The 19886-nt window shown below is 68.8% G+C and carries 14 protein-coding genes; 2 read left to right on the top strand and 12 right to left on the bottom strand.

From position 1 onward, the window contains the following. Window positions 1–43 precede the first annotated feature (43 nt). A protein-coding gene (gene prfB, locus MMG85_RS00665; protein WP_241044086.1) for a peptide chain release factor 2 occupies window positions 44–1169 on the bottom strand; the annotation gives its coding sequence in 2 pieces (ribosomal slippage) (window positions 44–1093 and window positions 1095–1169; 1125 coding nt in all). 128 nt (window positions 1170–1297) lie between these two features. Between prfB and MMG85_RS00660 the strand changes: the two genes are divergently transcribed. Continuing rightward, the gene (locus tag MMG85_RS00660) at window positions 1298–3226 is read left to right on the top strand and encodes a GGDEF domain-containing protein (RefSeq protein WP_241044085.1); all 1929 of its coding nucleotides are present in this window, start codon (window positions 1298–1300) and stop codon (window positions 3224–3226) included. On the opposite strand, the gene MMG85_RS00655 is transcribed toward MMG85_RS00660, so the two are convergent. Next, the gene (locus MMG85_RS00655) at window positions 3223–4107 is read right to left on the bottom strand and encodes a LytTR family DNA-binding domain-containing protein (protein WP_241044084.1); all 885 of its coding nucleotides are present in this window, start codon (window positions 4105–4107) and stop codon (window positions 3223–3225) included. The two genes, MMG85_RS00660 and MMG85_RS00655, sit on opposite strands and share 4 nt — an antisense overlap. Before the next feature lie 153 nt (window positions 4108–4260). Here MMG85_RS00655 and MMG85_RS00650 point away from each other — a divergent pair, with 153 nt between their 5' ends. Beyond that, a complete protein-coding gene (locus MMG85_RS00650; RefSeq protein ID WP_241044083.1) occupies window positions 4261–5469 on the top strand; it encodes an acyltransferase family protein in 1209 nt (402 codons plus the stop codon). A gap of 7 nt (window positions 5470–5476) precedes the next feature. Here MMG85_RS00650 and recJ read toward each other — a convergent pair whose 3' ends face one another. From recJ to dnaJ, 10 genes are all read right to left on the bottom strand, one after another. Beyond that, on the bottom strand, window positions 5477–7204 hold the full coding sequence (gene recJ, locus MMG85_RS00645) for a single-stranded-DNA-specific exonuclease RecJ (protein WP_241044081.1): 1728 nt from the start codon (window positions 7202–7204) through the stop codon (window positions 5477–5479). After that, a complete protein-coding gene (locus MMG85_RS00640) occupies window positions 7201–8154 on the bottom strand; it encodes a phosphoglycerate mutase (protein WP_241044080.1) in 954 nt (317 codons plus the stop codon). The genes recJ and MMG85_RS00640 overlap by 4 nt, the downstream gene beginning before the upstream one ends. A gap of 7 nt (window positions 8155–8161) precedes the next feature. Beyond that, window positions 8162–8626: a transcription elongation factor GreA gene (gene greA / locus MMG85_RS00635; protein WP_200947412.1), complete on the bottom strand. Its 465-nt coding sequence runs from the start codon at window positions 8624–8626 to the stop codon at window positions 8162–8164. An 8-nt stretch (window positions 8627–8634) separates the two neighbouring features. Continuing rightward, window positions 8635–11880 (bottom strand): carbamoyl-phosphate synthase large subunit, encoded by a 3246-nt coding sequence (gene carB, locus MMG85_RS00630; protein ID WP_241044078.1) that lies wholly within the window; start codon window positions 11878–11880, stop codon window positions 8635–8637. A 92-nt stretch (window positions 11881–11972) separates the two neighbouring features. Then, a complete protein-coding gene (gene carA, locus MMG85_RS00625) occupies window positions 11973–13100 on the bottom strand; it encodes a glutamine-hydrolyzing carbamoyl-phosphate synthase small subunit (protein ID WP_241044076.1) in 1128 nt (375 codons plus the stop codon). Between the two features lie 223 nt (window positions 13101–13323). Further along, complete coding sequence (gene dapB, locus MMG85_RS00620) at window positions 13324–14043, bottom strand: 4-hydroxy-tetrahydrodipicolinate reductase (RefSeq protein WP_055943092.1); 720 nt, start codon at window positions 14041–14043, stop codon at window positions 13324–13326. A 53-nt stretch (window positions 14044–14096) separates the two neighbouring features. Further along, entirely contained in the window at window positions 14097–15407 is a 1311-nt protein-coding gene (locus MMG85_RS00615) for an EAL domain-containing protein (protein ID WP_241044074.1), read from the bottom strand. Between the two features lie 138 nt (window positions 15408–15545). Continuing rightward, window positions 15546–16703, bottom strand: a complete 1158-nt coding sequence (locus tag MMG85_RS00610) for a prephenate dehydrogenase (RefSeq protein ID WP_241044072.1) — start codon at window positions 16701–16703, stop codon at window positions 15546–15548. Further along, entirely contained in the window at window positions 16693–18588 is a 1896-nt protein-coding gene (locus tag MMG85_RS00605; protein ID WP_241044070.1) for a DUF3857 domain-containing protein, read from the bottom strand. The genes MMG85_RS00610 and MMG85_RS00605 overlap by 11 nt, the downstream gene beginning before the upstream one ends. Window positions 18589–18724: 136 nt before the next feature. Next, the gene (gene dnaJ, locus MMG85_RS00600) at window positions 18725–19843 is read right to left on the bottom strand and encodes a molecular chaperone DnaJ (protein WP_241044069.1); all 1119 of its coding nucleotides are present in this window, start codon (window positions 19841–19843) and stop codon (window positions 18725–18727) included. Window positions 19844–19886: the final 43 nt, after the last annotated feature.

Here is a 19886-nt window from a genome sequence, read left to right as displayed (position 1 = left end):
GCGGCCATGGGCCGCTCCTACAAAAGGCGGTTGCGCTCGCGGATCAGGCGTCGATGCGTTTGGAGCCCGCTTCCAGGCCGGATTTCAGGCTGGCCTCGACGAACTCGTCCAGGTCGCCGTCCAGCACCTTCTGCGTATCGGAGCGCTCCACGCCGGTGCGCAGGTCCTTGATGCGGCTCTGGTCCAGCACGTAGTTGCGGATCTGGCTGCCCCAGCCGATGTCGGACTTGGTGGCCTCCACCGCATCGCGCTCGGCGTTGCGCTTCTGGATCTCCAGCTCGTACAGCTTGGCAGCCAGCATCTTCATCGCGTTGTCGCGGTTCTGGTGCTGGCTGCGGCCGGTCTGGCAGGCCACGACTATTCCGGTCGGCACATGGGTGATGCGCACCGCGGATTCGGTCTTGTTGACGTGCTGGCCGCCGGCGCCGGACGAACGGTACACATCGGTCCTGAGGTCGGCGGGGTTGATGTCGATGTCGATGTTGTCGTCGACTTCCGGCGACACGAACACCGAGGTGAAGCTGGTGTGGCGGCGGTTGTCCGAATCGAACGGCGACTTGCGCACCAGCCGGTGCACGCCGGTCTCGGTCTTCAGCCAGCCGTAGGCGAAGTCGCCTTCCACCCGCAACGTGGCCGACTTGATGCCGGCGACGTCGCCGCCGCTGGCTTCCATCAGCTCGGTCTTCCAGCCGCGCGACTCGCACCAGCGCAGGTACATGCGCAGCAGGATTTCCGCCCAGTCCTGCGCCTCGGTACCGCCGGCACCGGCCTGGATGTCGACGAAGGCGTTGGAACTGTCCATCTTGCCGGAGAACATGCGCTGGAACTCCAGCTTGTCCACGTGCGCGGCATAGCGTTCGACATCGGCCACCACGGCATGCGCAGTGTCCTCGTCGTCCTCCATCTCGGCCAGTTCCAGCAGTTCGTTGGCCCCCGTCAGGCCTTCCTCGATGTCGCGGATGCCGTTGACCGTCTTGTCCAGCAGCGACCGCTCGCGGCCGAGCTGCTGGGCGTATTCGGCGTTGTTCCAGATGTCCGGGCTTTCCAGCTCGCGGTTTACTTCTTCCAGGCGCTCGCGCTTGGCATCGTAGTCAAAGATACCCCCGGAGCGAGGCCAGCCTGTCCTGCAGGTCGGCGATGCGCTGGCGGATGGGATTGAGCTCGATCATGGGATGCAAGGTGGGGGACGGAATCGGTCGGCAAGGATACCAGAGGCGCAGCGGCGGCCGTGCCGGCGCAACCAGCGGGAACGGGAATTGCATCATCGTGCGTGCGACCTTCCAGGAGCCGTCCGTCCATGCCGCCTCGCGCTGCCCTGCCCGCCTCGCTGCTGCCCTGCCTGCTGGGGCTGGCGCTGTTGCTGGGCCTGCCTTCATCGCGCGCCCAGGGCACGCCGCCAGCGGTGAGCCAGGACCGTGCCGGTGACGTCAAGCGCTGCCTGCAGTTGCGGCGCGACGCACCTCCGGTGGCGGTGGCACTGGCGGAATCGCTGCTGCGCGAACCCGACCTGTCGGTCGAGGACGAGGTCAAGACCCTCAGCTGCCTCGGCATCGCGGCCGGCCTGGCCGGCGACAGGACGCGTGCGGTGGAGGCGGGAGAAATGATGGAGCGACGCGTGCAGGAGCATCCCGGCCTGCCGTCGGCGTTCCGGGCGCGCGCGTTCTCGCAGGCCGGCTCGATCTTCCATGGCGCCGGCCAGATCCATCGTGCCGAAGCAGCCTACCTGCGCGTGCAGGACCTTGCCGCCGCCTTGCCGGCCGACGACGCCGCGCTGTTCCAGGCCACCACGCTGAGCAACATCGGCCTGATCCATGCCGACTACCTCGACTCCCCGGAGGTCGCCGATGGCTACCACCGCAAGGCGCTGACAATCGCGGCGACGGTGAAGCTGGAAGACCCGCTGATCCTGCACAACCATGCGCTCAACCTGGTCCGACTGGGCCGTACCGACGAAGCACAGGCCGTGATCGACGCCGGTGAAGCCGCGGCGCGCCGCAAGCAGGCGCAATCGGTGGTGGAGCGCCTGCAGGCCGAACGCGCCGGCCTGTGGATCGCGCAGGGCCGGCTGGCGCAGGCGCGGCACGTGCTGGACGCCGTCATCGCCGCCCAGCAGGCCAGCGCGGACGCGCCGGGGCTGGCCGGTTCGCTGGCCAAGCGCTCGACCCTGCAGCGCCTGTCCGGCGATTCCACCGGCGCGCTGGCCACCGCGCAACGCGCGTGGTCGCACGTGGACGGCACGCCCCAGCCGCAGAAGCAGCGCGAAGTGCTGCGCGCGTGGATGGCCGCGCATGCCGCGCTGGGACAGGCCGACGAGGCCATGGCCGTCGGCGCGCGCCTGCATGCGCTGGAGATGCAGACCCTCAAGGAACAACGGCTGGAACTGCTGGCGGACCTGCAGGCGCGCAGCGAAAGCGCCGCCGCCCAGCGCGAACTGGAGACCCTGCGCCACCAGGCGCAGATCGGGCGGCTGAAGGAAGAGAAGTCGACCTTGCTGCGTCGCGCGGGCGCCGGCCTGATGCTGCTGCTGGTGCTCGGCGGCGTCGGCTTCGGCCTGCTGCAGCGTCGCAGGAACCGGCAACTGCGCAAGGTCAGCGCCACCGATCCGCTCACCGGCCTGCGCAACCGGCGGGCCGCGACCGAGGCGTTGAAGGCGATGTCGCTGCAGCGCCCCGGTGCGGGCACGCGGCACGTGCTGTTCCTGGTCGATATCGACCACTTCAAGCAGGTCAACGATGGCTTCGGCCACCATGCCGGCGACCAGGTGCTGACCGCCTTGGCCAGCCGCCTGCGCGACATCGGACGCGTCGACGATGTCATCGCGCGCTGGGGTGGCGAGGAATTCCTGATGGCCTGCGCCGACCTCACCGAGGCGCAGGCCTGCACCGTCGCCTCGCGCGTGCACGAGGCGCTGTGCGAAGTGCATGAAGTCGCCCCGCAGCAACGCTGGCCGCTGACCGTGTCGCTGGGCTTCGCCCCGTTCCCGTTCTTCGACAACGCGGCCGGCGGCTGGGACTACGCCCTGCGCATGGCGGACCGCGCCCTGTACGCCGCCAAGGACCGCCGCAACGCCTGGGCCGGCCTCTGGGGCCGCGCGTTGCCTGCCGGCGTCACCCCGCAGCAGTTGCTGGACGCGCCCGAGGACGCCGTGCGCAGCGGCGCGATCGGCCTGGTGGCCAGTTACGCGGTGGAGCGGCTGCCGCAGGTGCCGGCCACGCGCGCAGCCTAGGAAACGTCCGCGCCGGTGCGCTGGCGCAGTTCCTGGCGGTAGCGGCGGCTGCAGGGCAGCACGCCGCCGTCCTTCAGGTGCACGCGCGCGTCGCCGGTGTCCAGCGGCTCGATCGAGGCCACCTGCTCCAGGCTGACGATGTAGCTGCGATGGATGCGGGCGAAGCGGCGGCGATCCAGGCGCGATTCGATGCCGGCGATGGTGCTGCGCAACGGATAGTCGTGGCCGCGCACGCGCAGGTTGACGTAGTTGCCTGCCGCCTGGGCCCACTCGATGTCGTTGGCCGCCACCAGGAACTCGCGGCCAAGCTTGCGCACCAGGAAACGTTCCGGCTGGTCCACCGGCTCCAGCGGCGGGCCCTCGTCCGGCTCCGCGAGCAGGCTGGCTTCGCCCTGCCAGCGGCGCAGCAGGAAACGGTAGCTCTCCAGCACCACCACGATGGTGGCGAAGCTGCGTACGTCCTTCAGGTATTCGTAGGCCAGTTCGCGCGGCCAGGGGCCGAACTCGTAGGCCATTCCCTGCGTGCGGTACGCCAGCACCCGCAAGGCCACCATCGCCACCACGTGCACCAGACAGACCAGCAGACTGACCCCCACGTACTCGGCCAGCCGCCGCCGCCAGTTGTCCCAATGCACGGGACGCCACCGCGTGTAACCGACGATGGCGGGGATCAGCACCAGCAGCCAGACCAGCGCGCTGCTCGCTTCCCAGACCACCGGCTCCCAGGCCTGTACGCCGGAGTCGCCGCGCCGGAGTTCCATCAGCGTGGTCAGGCTGTTGGCGATGCAGTTGGCGGCCGTCACCGCGACCCAGAATCCCGCCTCCACCCAGCGCTTCCACGGCAGGTAGCGTTCGTAGGCCAATGCATCCTTGTCGTTCATGCGCGCAGTGTAGCGACCGCCCCCCGGATGCGCGCCGCGATTCGTCCCTGGGGGCCCGCAATTCGTCACCGGCCGCCTGGCGTTCGTCACTCTGCGATGGCCGGCAGCGCCCGCCGCCGCGAGTCTGCCGCCTTCATCGAGACGGAGAACGCCATGCAACGTCGCCACGACCTGGACTGGGTGCGGGTCTGCGCCTTCGCGCTGCTGGTCCTGTACCACGTCGGCATGTATTACGTGACCTGGGACTGGCACGTGAAGAGTCCGGCCGCCAGCGATGCGCTGGAGCCGTTCATGCTGCTCAGCTCGCCGTGGCGGCTGTCGCTGCTGTTCCTGGTATCGGGCACCGCTACCGCCTTCCTGCTCGGCAAGGCGCAGCGGAGCGCGGAGGCGGCGGGGAACCGCGCGCGTTTCCTGGGCGGCCGCTCATGGCGGCTGTTGCTGCCGCTGATCTTCGGCATGCTGGTGATCGTGCCGCCGCAGGCCTATTACGAAGTGGTGGAACAGCTGCCGGGCGGCTACCACGATGGCTACCTGGCGTTCTACGCGCGCTACCTGACCGCCTACGACGGCTTCTGCGATGCGGACGGCTGCCTGGACGTCCCCACGTGGAACCATCTGTGGTTCGTCGCCTACCTGTGGGTCTACACCGTACTGGTGTGGCTGTTGTGGCGGCTGGCGCCACGGGCCCTCGACGCCGCGGGCGGTCTGCTCGCCCGCGCGATGTCCGGGCTGGGCGTGCTGGTCTGGCCCGTCCTGTTCCTGGGGGTGGCGCGGGTCCTGCTGGTCGGCCGTTTCGAGCAGACGCACGCGCTGGTCGACGACTGGTACAACCATGCGCAGTACTTCGGCGTGTTCCTGTTCGGCTTCCTGATCGCCCGTGCGGACGGCGTATGGCAGGCGATCGAACGGCTGCGCTGGCCGGCGCTGGTGGCGTGGCTCGCCAGCTGGGCGGCGCTGATCGCCTATTTCACCCGTTTCGCCGATGCCGATCCGCCGGAGGCGCTGCGCATGGCGATGCGGCTGGGCTGGGCGCTGAACCAGTGGTGCGCCATCGTCGCCGTGCTCGGCTTCGCGCATCACTGGCGGCCCGGCGACAGTCGCGTACTGCGCTATCTGGTGGCGGCGGTGTTTCCGGTCTACATCCTGCACCAGACCGTCATCGTGGTGGTGGCGCACCACCTGAAGCCGCTGGCGATCCCGCCGCTGGTGGAGGGTCCGCTGCTGGTCGCGATCACCTTCGCCGCCTGCTTCGGCGGTTATGAAGTGATCCGGCGCGTGCGGTGGCTGCGGCCCTTGTTCGGGTTGCGGACGACCGGGTACCCCACCCCAGACGCGCCCGCACTGGCGTCGGAGCCGCGCTGACGCCGGCTCAGTCCGCTGCCTGCCAATGGCGCAACAGCAACTGGATGCCGCGACGGTCGCGCCAGTCGTCGGTGTCCAGCTGGTAGGCGGCCTGGATGCGCGTGGGCGGCGGCACGTCGTGCCAGCCGTTGAACTGGATGGCGTTCAACGGCGCGGCATGGCCACCCGCGCGCAGCGAGAATTTCAGGTGCTTCTCGCCGACCACGCGCCAGTCCAGCACGTCGAACACGCCATCGAATACCGGCTCGGGAAAACCCTGCCCCCACGGTCCCGCACCGCGCAGGACGTCGGCGTGCGCACGATCGAGCTCGTCGGAGGCCAGTTCGCCATCGCTCAGCACTTCCTCGCGGAGCAGGTCGTCGTCGAGCATCGCGCGGACGTGCTGATGGAACGCGTCGCGGAACGACGGCAGATCGCATTCGTCCAGCGACAGTCCCGCCGCCATCGCATGACCACCGAAACGCTGGATCAGGCCGGGGTGTGCGGTGTCGACCGCGGCCAGCGCGTCGCGGATGTGGAATCCCGGAATCGAGCGCGCCGAACCGCGCAGGGTGGTGCTGCCCGGTTCCGCCGGCGCGAACGCGATGACCGGCCGGTGCAGGCGCTCCTTGATCTTGGAGGCCACCAGGCCCACCACGCCCGGATGCCATTCCGGGTCGAACAGGCACGGCGCCAGCGGCACCGGGCCGCCGTCGGTGCTGTCGATGCGCGCGATCGCCGCATGCGCTTCGTCGACCATCTGCTGCTGCACGCCGCGGCGCTCGGCATTGATGCCCTCCAGCACGCGCGCCATCTCGTCGGCCTGGGTGGCGTCGTCGGTCAACAGGCAGGCGATGCCCAGCGCCATGTCCTCCAGCCGTCCCGCCGCGTTGAGGCGCGGCGCGATGGCGAAGCCGATGTCGGCGGCGGTCAGGCGTGCGGGATCGCGGCCGGCCACGCGCATCAGCGCCTGCAGGCCCGCGCATCCCTGCCCCGCACGCAGGCGACGCAGTCCGGCGCCGACCAGGGCACGGTTGTTCGCGTCCAGCGGCACCAGGTCGGCGACGGTGCCGATGGCGACCAGGTCGAGCAGCGTGGACAGGTCCGGCTCCGCGCCGGCGAACGCGCCGCGCTCGCGCAGTACGCGCCGCAACGCCAGCAGCACGTAGAACATCACGCCGACGCCGGCCAGCATCTTGCTGGGGAACGGATCGCCGCGCAGGTTCGGATTGACGATGACATCGGCCGACGGCAGCTGCTCGCCCGGCAGGTGGTGATCGGTGACGAGCACCTGCCAGCCCCGCGCCTTCGCCGCGGCGATACCGGCGTGGCAGGCGATGCCGTGGTCCACGGTGACCAGCAAGTCCGGCTGCAGCGCGGCCAGTTCGTCCACCAGCGACGGCGACAGGCCGTAGCCGTGCACCATGCGGTTGGGCACCGCGGGCGTGACGCGCCGGGCACCGAGCAGGCACAACCCGCGCACGCCGACCGCGCAGGCGGTGGCACCGTCGCAGTCGAAGTCGCCGACGATGACGATATGCCGGTCCTGCGCGATCGCATCCGCCAGCAAGGCGGTGGCTTCGCCCAGTCCACCCAGCAGATCGGGCGGCAGCAGCTGCGCCAGCCGCGGCTGCGCCTGTTCCATCGACAGCGCACCGCGCGCCTCGTAGATGCGTCGCAGCAGCGGCGGCACGCTGTCCGGCCAATCTCCGCCGGCGGCGATGGCGCGACGGCGGATCCGTGGGGACGGCGTCATGCGGGAACGTGGTCCGGGCGTGCCGTATCCAGACGTTGCAACGGACCGCGCCACAGGCGCCAGCGCTGTTCGCGGCGCAGCGAGAACAGCGCGCCATCCTCGAAGTCGAGGTTCAGCGCGTCGAGTTCGCGCTTGCGCAGCGCCTCCAGCAGCGGCCGCAGCGCATCGCGGCACAGCAGGTCGAGGTTGCGCAGGTGGCGCAGGTCGATCAGCGCGTCGACGCCGCCTTCGCCATTGGCGTGCGTCTCCTCCACGCCGGCGACCTGCGCCAGCGACTGCAGCAGCACGTCGTGGCTCTTCACCTGGCGGAACCCCGTGCGCACGGCATCCGGCAACACGCCGCCGCCCCAGAACCACAGCGAGTTCACCGGCGGTTTGCCCTGCGCCACGCGCTGCGCATTCCATGGATGGTTGTGCAGCAGCACCTGCGCCTCGCTGAGCAGCGCACGCCAGCGCCGTCCGGCATCGCCCTCGGGCAGGTGCGCGAACAGGTCGTCGCCCAGCACCTCGCTGGCCGGTGCGAACGTCGGCAGCTTCGCCTCCACCGGCAGACGCAGGTACCAGCGCGCCGGCTGCGGCGCATCGAGCAGCATGCCGGCATCGCCGAACAACGGCTTCAACGCGGGCAGCAACTGCGCGGTGTCCTCGTCGGTCAGCGCGAGCGCTTCGCCGTAGGCCAGCATGCGGGCGCCGGTCATGTCGGGAGAGACGCGCGCCGGATCCGCGCGCAGCCATCTGGCACCCGCCGCATCCCGTGCATCGCGCTGGCGCGTCAGCGCGGCGACCGGCCAGTGGTCCGGCACCAGCTGGAACTGACGCCGCAGCTGCGCGCGCTCGCCGGCCTCGCCTTCGCTGCGGTCGGCGCGGCCCAGCGCCTTGGCGACGTCGGGCGGCAGCAGCTGCCCGACCAGCCGGGTGCGTGCGGGCAGCAGCAGGGTGGCCTGGGCCATCGGTCCGTCAGTCGACGTAGGAAACGCTGACGATTTCGTACTCGCGCTGGCCGGCGGGCGCATCGATGGTGACGCTGTCGCCCTCGTGCTTGCCGATCAGGGCGCGGGCCAGCGGCGAGGAGATCGCGATCAGGCCCAGCTTGATGTCGGCTTCAAGATCACCGACCACCTGGTAGCGCTTCTCTTCGTCAGTATCCACGTCGGCCAGCACCACCTTGGCGCCGAACACGATGCGCGAACCGGCATTGAGCTTGCTGACGTCGATGATCTCGGCGTGCGACAGCTCGCCCTCCAGCTGCTTGATGCGGCCTTCGATGAAGCCCTGCTGCTCGCGCGCGGCGTGGTACTCGGCGTTCTCCTTCAGGTCGCCGTGCGCCCGCGCTTCGGCGATGGCGGCGATCACTTCGGGGCGCTTGACCGTCTTCAGCAGGTCCAGTTCCTGGCGCAGGCGCTGCGCGCCTTCCATCGTCAATGGGGCTCTCACCCTTGAAGCTCCTTGTGCAGTTCCTGCAACGCCAGCACCGGGCCCGTGCCGCGGTATTCCAGCGAATGCACCAGCGCCTTGGCGCCGGCGACAGTGGTTGAATAGGTGACGCGGTGCTGCAGGGCCTCGCGCCGGATCGAGAAGGAGTCGGCGATGGCCTGGCGTCCTTCCGTGGTGTTGACGATATACACGATTTCGCCGTTCTTGATCAGGTCGACCACGTGCGGACGGCCTTCGAGCACCTTGTTGATCTGCTCGCAGGCGATGCCGTGCTCGCCCAGCCAGGCCGCCGTGCCCGCCGTGGCGACGATGCTGTAGCCGCGGCTGACCAGCTGCTGCGCCACCGGCAGCACGCGCTTCTTGTCCGGGTCACGTACGGAGATGAACACCTTGCCGACCGGCGGCGCCTTGATGCCACCGGCTTCCTGCGCACGCGCCATGGCGGCACCGAAGCTGCGGCCCACGCCCATCACCTCGCCGGTGGAGCGCATCTCCGGGCCGAGGATCGGGTCCACGCCCTGGAACTTGGCGAACGGGAAGATCGCTTCCTTGACCGAGTAGTAGTCCGGCACGATTTCCTTGGTGGCGCCCTGCCCGGCCAGCGTCTTGCCGGCCATGCAACGGGCGGCGATCTTGGCCAGCGGCATGCCGGTGGCCTTGGACACGAACGGCACGGTGCGCGAGGCGCGCGGGTTCACTTCCAGCAGGTAGACGATGTCGTCGCTGCCGTCTTCGCCGGCCTGGATGGCGAACTGGGTGTTCATCAGGCCGACCACCTTCAGCGCCTTGGCCAGCTCGACCACCTGGCGGCGCAGCTCGTCCTGCGTCCTGGCCGACAGCGAGTACGGCGGCAGCGAGCACGAGGAATCGCCCGAATGCACGCCGGCCTCCTCGATGTGCTCCATCACGCCGCCGATCAGCACGTGGCCCTCGGCGTCGGCGATGATGTCCACGTCCACTTCCACCGCGTTGTCGAGGAAGCGGTCCAGCAGCACCGGCGAATCGTTGGAGACCTTGACCGCGTCACGCACGTAGCGGGCCAGGTCGGATTCGCCGTACACGATTTCCATCGCGCGGCCACCCAGCACGTACGACGGGCGCACGACCAGCGGATAGCCGATCTCGCGCGCCAGCAGCAGGGCTTCCTGGTCGTTGCGGGCGATGCGGTTGGGCGGCTGCTTCAGGCCCAGCGCGTCGACCAGTTTCTGGAAGCGCTCGCGGTCTTCGGCCAGGTCGATGGAGTCCGGACTGGTGCCGATCACCGGCACGCCATTGGCTTCCAGCGCACGCGCCAGCTTCAGCGGGGTCTGACCGCCGTACTGCACGATCACGCCCTTCGGCTGCTCCAGCTCGACGATCTCCAGCACGTCTTCCAGCGTCAGCGGCTCGAAGTACAGGCGGTCGGAGGTGTCGTAGTCGGTGGAGACGGTTTCCGGGTTGCAGTTGACCATGATGGTCTCGAACCCGTCCTCGCGCAGCGCCAGCGCCGCGTGCACGCAGCAGTAGTCGAACTCGATGCCCTGGCCGATGCGGTTGGGGCCACCGCCCAGGATCATGATCTTGTCGCGGTTGGTCGGCTGCGCTTCGCACTCGTCCTCGTAGGTCGAGTACAGGTAGGCGGTGCTGGTGGCGAACTCGGCCGCGCACGAGTCGACGCGCTTGTACACCGGCTTCACGCCCAGCGCCTTGCGCAGCACGCGCACGGCGGTCTCGTTGGTGTTGGCCAGCTGCGCCAGGCGCGCATCGGAAAAGCCCATGCGCTTGAGGCGGCGCATGCGCGTCTTGTCCAGCGACCCCAGGCCATCGGCGGCCAGTTGCTGCTCGGCGGCGATGATCTCTTCCATCTGGTCGAGGAACCACGGATCGATGAACGACAGCGCGTGCACCTGCTCGACGCTCATGCCGGCACGGAACGCGTCGGCCACGTAGAACAGGCGCTCCGGACCGGGCGCCTTCAGTTCGCGGCGCAGCGCGGCCAGATCGTCCTCGTCGGCCAGGTCCAGGCCGGTGGGGTCCAGGCCGACCTTGCCGGTTTCCAGCCCGCGCAGCGCCTTCTGCAGCGATTCCTGGAAGGTGCGGCCCATCGCCATCACCTCGCCCACGGATTTCATCTGCGTGGTCAGGCGGGCGTCGGCCTGCGGGAACTTCTCGAAGGCGAAGCGCGGGATCTTGGTCACCACGTAGTCGATCGCCGGCTCGAACGAGGCCGGGGTCAGGCCGCCGGTGATCTCGTTCTTCAGCTCGTCCAGCGTGTAGCCCACGGCCAGCTTGGCCGCGACCTTGGCGATCGGGAAGCCGGTGGCCTTGGACGCCAGCGCCGACGAGCGCGACACGCGCGGGTTCATCTCGATGACCACCACGCGGCCGGTCTGCGCATTGATGCCGAACTGCACGTTCGAGCCGCCGGTGTCCACGCCGATCTTGCGCAGCACCGCGATGGAGGCATCGCGCAGGCGCTGGTACTCCTTGTCGGTCAGGGTCTGCGCCGGCGCGACGGTGATGCTGTCGCCGGTGTGCACGCCCATCGGGTCGAGGTTTTCGATCGAGCAGACGATGATGCAGTTGTCCGCGGTGTCGCGGACCACTTCCATCTCGAATTCCTTCCAGCCGAGCACCGACTCTTCCACCAGCACTTCGGTGGTCGGCGACAGCTCCAAGCCGCGGGTGACGATGTCGACCAGTTCCTCGCGGTTGTAGGCGATGCCGCCGCCACTGCCACCCAGGGTGAAGCTGGGGCGGATGATGGTGGGATAGCCGACGCGGGTCTGGATCTCCAGCGCTTCTTCCAGCGTGTGGGCGACGGCGGCCTTGGGGCATTCCAGCCCGATCTCGCCCATCGCCACGCGGAACAGCTCGCGGTCCTCGGCCATGCGGATGGCGTCGCGCTTGGCGCCGATCAGCTCCACGCCGTACTTGTCCAGCACGCCGTTGTCGGCCAGGTCCAGCGCGCAGTTCAGCGCGGTCTGTCCGCCCATCGTCGGCAGCAGCGCGTCGGGCTTTTCCTTGGCGATGATCTTCTCGACCGTCTGCCAGTTGATCGGCTCGATGTACACCGCGTCCGCCATCTCCGGGTCGGTCATGATGGTCGCGGGGTTGCTGTTGACCAGCACCACCCGGTACCCCTCCTCGCGCAGCGCCTTGCAGGCCTGGGCGCCGGAGTAGTCGAACTCGCAGGCCTGGCCGATGACGATCGGGCCTGCGCCGATGATCAGGATGGTTTTAAGGTCGTTGCGCTTGGGCATGCTGTCCTCGGTTCTTCGCGTGGCCGTCGCGCGCTGTGCGCGGCGTGCGGCCGGTAAACAAATGTGGGGCGGATGGTCGGCGGCGTGCCGGCTTAACGCCCTGAGCCCATCGACTGGACGAACCGGTCGAACAGCGGCGCCACGTCGTGCGGCCCCGGCGACGCTTCCGGATGGCCCTGGAAGGAAAACGCCGGGGCGTCGGTCAGTTCGATGCCCTGGTTGGTGCCGTCGAACAGCGAGCGGTGGATCACGCGCACGTTGGCCGGCAGCGTCGCTTCGTCGACGGCAAAGCCGTGGTTCTGCGAGGTGATCATCACGCGACCACTGTCGAGGTCCTGCACCGGGTGGTTGGCACCGTGGTGGCCGTGTCCCATCTTCATGGTCTGCGCGCCGGCGGCGAGCGCCAGCAACTGGTGGCCCAGGCAGATGCCGAAGGTGGGGATCTTCTTGGCGATGAATTCGCGGATGGCGGTGATGGCGTAATCGCACGGCGCCGGATCGCCCGGACCGTTGGACAGGAACACGCCATCGGGCTGCATCGCCAGCACGTCCGCCGCGCTGGTCTGCGCCGGCACCACGGTCACTTCGCAGCCTCGCTCGGCCAGCATGCGCAGGATGTTGTGCTTCACGCCGAAGTCGTAGGCCACGACCTTGAACTTCGCCGGCGCCTGCACGAAGGCATTGCGGTCCAGGTCGAGCTGGCCATCGCGCCAGGGGTACGGCTTGTCGGTGGTCACCACCTTGGCCAGGTCCATGCCCTTCAGGCCGGGGAACTTGCGTGCGGCTTCCAGCGCCTGGTCGGCATCGAGGCCGTCGCCGGCCATCAGGGCGCCGTTCTGGGCGCCGCGCTCGCGCAGGATGCGGGTCAGCTTGCGGGTATCGATGCCGGCAATGGCCACGATGCCGCGCGTGGACAGCCATTCCGGCAGCGCCTGCTGGTTGCGCCAGCTGCTGGGACGGCGCGGCACGTCGCGCACGATCAGGCCGGCGCACCAGACCTTCGACGCTTCATCGTCCTGGTCGGTGCAGCCGGTGTTGCCGATGTGGGGATACGTCAGGGTGACGAGCTGGCGGGCGTACGACGGGTCGGTCAGGATTTCCTGATAGCCGGTCATGGCGGTGTTGAACACCACTTCGCCGACGGAAAGGCCGTCTGCGCCTACGGATTCGCCCTCGAATACGGTGCCGTCTTCGAGTACGAGAATTGCGGGTCGTGTCACGGGGTTCGCCTTGGGGTGGAGGAACCCTGTCCCACCGGCTTGCGGCTGCAAGAAACCGCAGACGCGGCGTTGATCCGGTCCGTGGCGATGGGTAACAGGCGAGCGGGAATTGTACGGAAACGGCCTGTTCAGCGCCACCGTTTTTTTGCCCGGCAGACCATTGGCAGACCGCCAGAGCACGGCGTATTCAGGTTGGCGCGAGCGTGCGGCGCTCGCCCGGCCTTCAATCCAGCAGGTCGCGCACGCGGTAATTGCCGGCGGGTCGACCGGCGAGTTTCCGCGCCGCATGCAAGGCGCCGCGTGCGAATACGTCGCGATGCGTGGCGCGATGGACCAGTTCGACGCGCTCGCCCAGGCCGGTGAACTGCACGGTGTGCTCGCCGACGATGTCGCCCGCGCGCAGACTGGCGTAATGCACCTGTGCGCCCGCGCTGCCCGCCGCCTGTCCCAACGTCAGCGCGGTGCCTGAAGGGGCGTCCTTCTTGTGCACGTGATGCGATTCCACGACATCCACGTCCCATCCGGACAAGGCTGCAGCGGCACGCTCGACCAGTTCGGCCAGCACGGCGACGCCCAGGCTGAAGTTCGTTGCCCAGACCAACGGGATGGTGGCGGCCGCGCGCGAAACCGCGTCGATCTGCTCAGCGGAGATGCCGGTCGTGCCCGACACCAGCGGCGCGCCACGCTCCACGCACAGGGCGAGGATGGGATCGAATCCATCGGGCAGGCTGAAGTCGATGGCAACATCGAATGCCGGCACGCCGCCCAGCTCGCTGGCGGCGAAATGCGGCACGCCATCGACCACGCGCGGCGAGGGCGTGCGTCGCGTCACCGCCGCGACGACCTGGTACCGATCGGGCTGTTCGGCGGCCAGGCGGAGCAGCGACTGGCCCATGCGGCCGGAAGCACCATGGATGAGGAGGCGGGTGGCGGTGGCGTTCATGCCTGCATGGTAGCGGGCGCCCGTGAAGCTGGCGACAGGATGCGGTGAAGGCCTCAGGGTACTTGCGGATGTCCTAGGTGGTAGCCCTGCGCATACGGCACGCCAAGCTGTCGCAACGTGGCGAGCTGCTGCGCCGTTTCCACGCCTTCCGCCACCAGCTCGGCGCGGGTCCCATGTGCGAACGTCAGCAGTGCGGCGATCAGCGCCTGCATGCGCGGGCGTTGGTCCACGTCACGCACCAGCGTGACGTCGAGCTTGATGATGTCCGGCGCCAGGCGCAGCACATGGCGGAGGGTGGAGAATCCCGCGCCGGTATCGTCCACCGCGATGCGCGTGCCCAGCGCCTGCAGGGCGGCCAGGCGGAGATTGAGTTGCCCGTAGTCCTCCACGGGGGTGTGCTCGGTGATCTCCAGCACCAGGCGATGCGGATGGTGCGCTTGCAGCAACGATGTCAGCGCATCGCTGCAGGCGGTTTCCGGTGACACGTTGAGGGCGAGGTAGGCATCGTTCGGGACCTTTCCCAGATGGGCGAGTGCAATTCGCACCGCCGCCAGTTCGAGCTGGATGCTCATGCCATGGCGAGCGGCCTCCTCGAACCATCGCACGGTGGACATGTCGTACTCCACTGGAAAACGCGCCAACGCTTCGTAGCCGACGATCGCGCCGTCGCTGAGCCGCACGATGGGCTGCAGCGCGGCGCTCATCTGCCCTGCTTCCAGCACCGCCTCCAGGCGCGTGCGCGCTTCCTGCGACTGCTGGCGCTCGCGCTCGCCCTGCCCCTTCCTGTGTTCGAGCGCCGCGCGCATCTGCGCGTGCTCGATCGCCTTGTAGAGGCTGGCCGCGACCAACGCGCTCAACTGTTCGAGCGTGCGCTGATCGGTGTCGCCGTACGCACCGGGCACGGTCGAGACCACCTTGAGCACGCCCACGGCCTGGCGACGGAAGTACAGCGGCGCCACCAGCATCGAGCGCAGGCCCACGTTGCGACAGGCCTCGCGATTGACACGCGGGTCGGTCTCGCTGTCGTCGCAGCGCAATACGCGTCCTTCCTCCAGGCAACGCCCGGAAAGACTGCCCTTTGCCGGCATCAGCAGGCCGACCTGGTTGGCCGCGATGCCGCTGGCCGACCAGTAGCGCATCTGATCGCCGTCGCGTATCTCCAGCACGGCACCGGCCGATCGCGTCAGTTCCTGTGCGCGGTACGTGATGGCATCGACGACGTCCTGCGGGTCGGGGCCAGCGGCCGCAATCTCGCTCTGCGCCGCCACAATGCGCGTCAACAGCGCGACCGCGTCCGCTTCGGCCATCGCGGGCACCGGCGAACGAGCCGACGAAAGTGGGACCAGTCTGTTGTCGCGGGCCATCTCCGTCACTCCTTGAGGATGATGATGGGGAGCGTCAGCGCGCGCGCCCCGATGGATCCGATGCTAGGCCCGTCATGTCACAGTTGTCGAGTAAACGGGTTTACCTTCATTTCCCCGACCCTGCGCGCGACGCACGCATCAGGCCAGAACACGCCCCAGCTGCCGTGCGGCAATCTCCTCCACCGCGCGTCGCAGCGCCTCCAGGTCCACGCCGGCATCGAATCCGATCCGGAAATGCACCTCGCCTTCGGGCGTGCGCGAGGAGTGGATCGATGACAGGCTCACCGCATGCCGCTCGAACACGTGCAGCAGCGCGCGCAACGAGCCCGGCCGGTCCTCGGGCAGGTGCACGCTGAGCGCCTCGCCGGCCGCGAGATCGGCCAGCAGATACCCGATCCGCTCGTAGCTGTAGTTGCCCTCGGCCAACGCCACCTCGCCGATGGCGACGCGGTTGTCGCGCAGGAATTCGTCGCGGAAGGCGGCACGCGCGGCGTCGCTGCCGTCGCGCACCAGCGCCGCCATCCGGCTGATCTGCCCACCCAGCGCCTGCAGCACGGCGCCCGAATGCGGATTGCCGAACTGGATGTCTTCGTAGATCGCCGGATTGAGCGACAGGATGCGCGCGATGATCGCGGCGTCCATCTCGAAGGAGGCCGACCGGAACGGCATCACCGCGGCCAGGTCGCCGACCTGCAGGGCCTGCCCGCGCAGGACGCCGGCCTGCGCCAGGTGCGTCGCGTGCACCATCGCCTGCACCAAGGCCATCACCCTGTCGTGCTGTTCGGGCGTGGCATGCACGCATTCGGCTTCAAGCGCCGCGAGCAGTTCGGCCACCCACGGACGCCAGCGCTGCAGCCGTGCCTCGCTGACCACCATCACCCTGCCCTTCAGGGTCGGCGCCTTCGGGGGCGCGGTCATCGGGTGCAGGCCGACGACCTCCGCCTGCGAACGCAGCATGGCGGCCACCGGCGTGGTCTTGATGGAGGTGACGTCAAGCCAGAGCTTGCCGGCCTCGTGGCCGTCCGCCAGACCGATGTAGCGGTCGATCAGCGCGGCGGTATGGCAGATCGGCGCAGAGAACACCAGCACGTCCGCGCGCCGGACCAGTTCAAGTTCGTCGACGGACTGCGCATCCGCCGGGTCGTGGCCGATGACCGTCAGCCCCATCCGGGTACGGAAGAACGACTGCAGCCAGCGGCCATAGGCGCCGGCGCTGCCGACGATGCCGACCAACGGGCGCCGCGGTACGTTCAATGCCGCAGCGCCGTCCTGCGGAACGGCAGGCTCAGTCGGCACGGACATCCGCAGCCAGATAGACGATCTGCTCGCGCAGGCCGGGGAGGATCTTCTGCATCGTCCGTGTGTAGGCAGTGTTGTACTCCGGCGAGCAGACCGGGCCTGGCGTGCGATCGTCCAGCCGGCGCTTGATGTGGATGCGGTTGCCTTCGCGCCGGTAGGTCGCGCGGAAAGCGACGTTGCCCTCCTCGACATCGACGTTGCCGGGCAGCGAGGCGATGCGCATCCCGGGGGCCAGTTCGATCGTGTACTCCTCCTCCGAGTAGATGCCACCGCAGCCGCTCTCACCCTCCGGCTGATCGACGCTCCCGAGGTTGCGTGCCACGATGCTCGCTATCGGCGCGTAGCTGATGAACCAGGGCTGCGTTTGCAGCCCACCCGACGCCGGCAGCATCCGCGCGACCTCGAAGTCCGCGTCGATGCTGAAGTCGTCCTGCAGCGGACGGGCGTCGGGATAGCGCACCGTGCCGTCGGCGCGCAGCGCCATGCGCTCGAAGTAACGGCGCACCATCCTGTCCGCCTCGGCCGCGGGCAGCTCGCGGAACTGGTCGCGCGCCATCACCGCCAGCCTGCCGCTCAGCTCCACCTGCTGGCTGCCCTTGACCGAGCCGTCGGCGGCGATCCGCACCGTCGTGCGCAGCTTCTGGCCATCGCGGCCGGCTTCACGCAACGGCGTCGATGCGCCTTCGTGATGGCCCTCCACCAGCAGCACCGGCTTGCCCGCCGATCCGTTCGGCAGAGACCCGAAAGGCACGGTGGCTGCGGTGGAATCGGCGTACAGGTCCAGGCTTGGGATGTAGGTGATGACGTGGTTGACCACCGATGCCACCGGTATCCTGGGCAGCGTGTAGGTGCCACCGGCGTTGATCAGGGCCTGCGTGCTCGGGATACCCCTGGCGGCCAGCAACGCCTGCAACAGCGTAGCGTGGTCCTTGCAGTCTCCCATGCGGTTGTCCAGCACCTGGTCCAGGTCGCGCGGCACGACGGCACCCAGGCCGATGCAGTTGCCCGCGTAGGTGATGTTGCGCGACACCCATTCGTAAAGACGCTTGGCGGTCTCGCGTGGTTCGCGCGCGTCGCCGGCGATCTCGTCGGCCAGCGCGCGGATGCGCGGCGTGGGCACCGCCTTCGCGTTCGCCGGACCGCCGTACGCCTGCGCGATCTGCGCATAGTCGCGAAACGTGGAATATGCGTAGCCGGGATAGCGCTCGGGGTTGTACACGCTGTCGCGCAAGCTTTCGCGGGGCACCGGCGTGCGGTTGCGCCAGCGCCACTCGATCACGCGACGGCCGTCGCGCTCGCGCTTGCTTTCCTGCATCTGCCAGGACTGGTGGCCGGCCTGCACCGTGGCCGGCGCGTCCAGCGTGATCTTCACGTCGCCGTAGTACTGGGCGGGGTTGAAGTTCTCGATCACCGAGAACTGACCCGGAAACATCGGCTGCAGGGCGGTCAACCTGTAGGCGAACACGGTGGTGTCGCCGACGGCCAGATCGGGGAACACCACCGTCAGCGTGGTGTTGTCGGAGTACACGGGCGAGTCGCCTTCGTGCCCGGCTGCGGACTGCACCTGATAGTTGCCGGGCGGCACCACGACCTTGCGACCGTCCGCCTTGAGGGTGTAGGCCGCCACCACCTCGGCCTTCTGGATACTGGTGCTGTAACCGACCGACGCGGTCTTGGCCGCTTCCAGCGCAGCCTCCTTCAACACCTTGGTCGCTGTCTCGCGCGTCTCCACGTAGCGGCCGTCGGCGTCGACAACATAAGCGACATGCTCATGCTCGACCTGCAGCGGACGCTCCTCGGCTGCCTGCGCCGATGTCGCGCCGGCCAGTGCCGATGCCGCGACCAGGCAGACCCCGGCCATCTTCCCCAAGTGCTTGCGCATTCCCCATGTCCTCCCTGTCCATATGCGTAGGCCGCCGGCTGGCGACGCACCATCCTAGCAATGGTTCGGCGGCGCCATAACGCAGGACGCCCGGCAGGGACCGGGCGTCGGCGGGAGGACAGGCCCCGGCAGGACCTCAGGACGTCATGCGATCCCAGAACCCCTTGACGCCATCGAGGAACGTCGCCGACTTCGGGGAATGCTTGCGCGCCTCGTCGCCGCTGAAGGTGGCTTCGAACTTTTCCAGCAGCTCGCGCTGTTCGGGGGTCAGGTTGACCGGCGTCTCCACCACCACGCGGCAGTACAGGTCGCCCTCGCTGCGGCTGCGCACCGACTTGACGCCCTTGCCGCGCAGGCGGAACAGCTTGCCGGTCTGGGTTTCGGCCGGGATGCGGATCTCGGCTTCGCCGCGCAGCGTGGGCACGCGCACGGTGTCGCCGAGCGCCGCCTGCGAGATGCGGATGGGCACTTCGCAGTGCAGGTCGTCGCCGTCGCGCTGGAAGATGTCGTGCTCGCGCACGCGCACCTCCACGTACAGGTCGCCGGGCGGCGTGCCGGGCGGGCCGGCCTCGCCTTCGCCGGTCAGGCGGATACGGTCGCCGTTGTCCACGCCGGCCGGAATCTTGACCGACAGCACCTTCTCTTCTTCCACGCGACCGGCGCCATGGCACTCGGTGCAGGGGTTCTTGATAGTCTGGCCGCGACCGCCGCAGGCCGGGCACGCCTGCTGCATGGCGAAGATGCCGCGCTGCATGCGCACGTTGCCTCGACCGCCGCAGGTGCCGCAGGTCTCGACCCTGCCGTCCGCCGAGCCCGAGCCCTTGCAGGGTTCGCAGGCGACCAGCGACGGAATCTCGATCCGCTTCTCGGCGCCGGCAACGGCTTCTTCCAGGTCCAGCTCCATCACGTAGCCGACATCGGCGCCGCGACGCGCAGCACGCGCACCGCCGCCCCCGAAGATGTTGCCGAAGATGTCGCCGAAGATGTCGCCCATGTCCGGGCCACCGGGTCCGCCGCCGCCCATGCCGTGCTCGAACGCGGCATGGCCGTGGGCGTCGTAGGTACGGCGCTTGGCACCGTCCGACAGGACCTCGTAGGCCTCCTTGCACTCCTTGAACGCCGCCTCGGCCGCGGCGTCACCGGGATTGCGGTCCGGGTGGTGTTTCATCGCGCAGCGGCGATAGGCCTTCTTCAGGTCTTCGTCGCTGGCGTCGCGGGCCACGCCCAGGACTTCGTAGTAATCGCGTTTGCTCATGGGGCGGGAATGGAGAATGGAGAATCGGGAATGGTCAAAGCGA

The organism is Pseudoxanthomonas sp. LH2527, assembly GCF_022539275.1.
Lineage (GTDB): Bacteria > Pseudomonadota > Gammaproteobacteria > Xanthomonadales > Xanthomonadaceae > Pseudoxanthomonas_A.
This window is presented reverse-complemented; position numbering and strand designations above follow the sequence as displayed.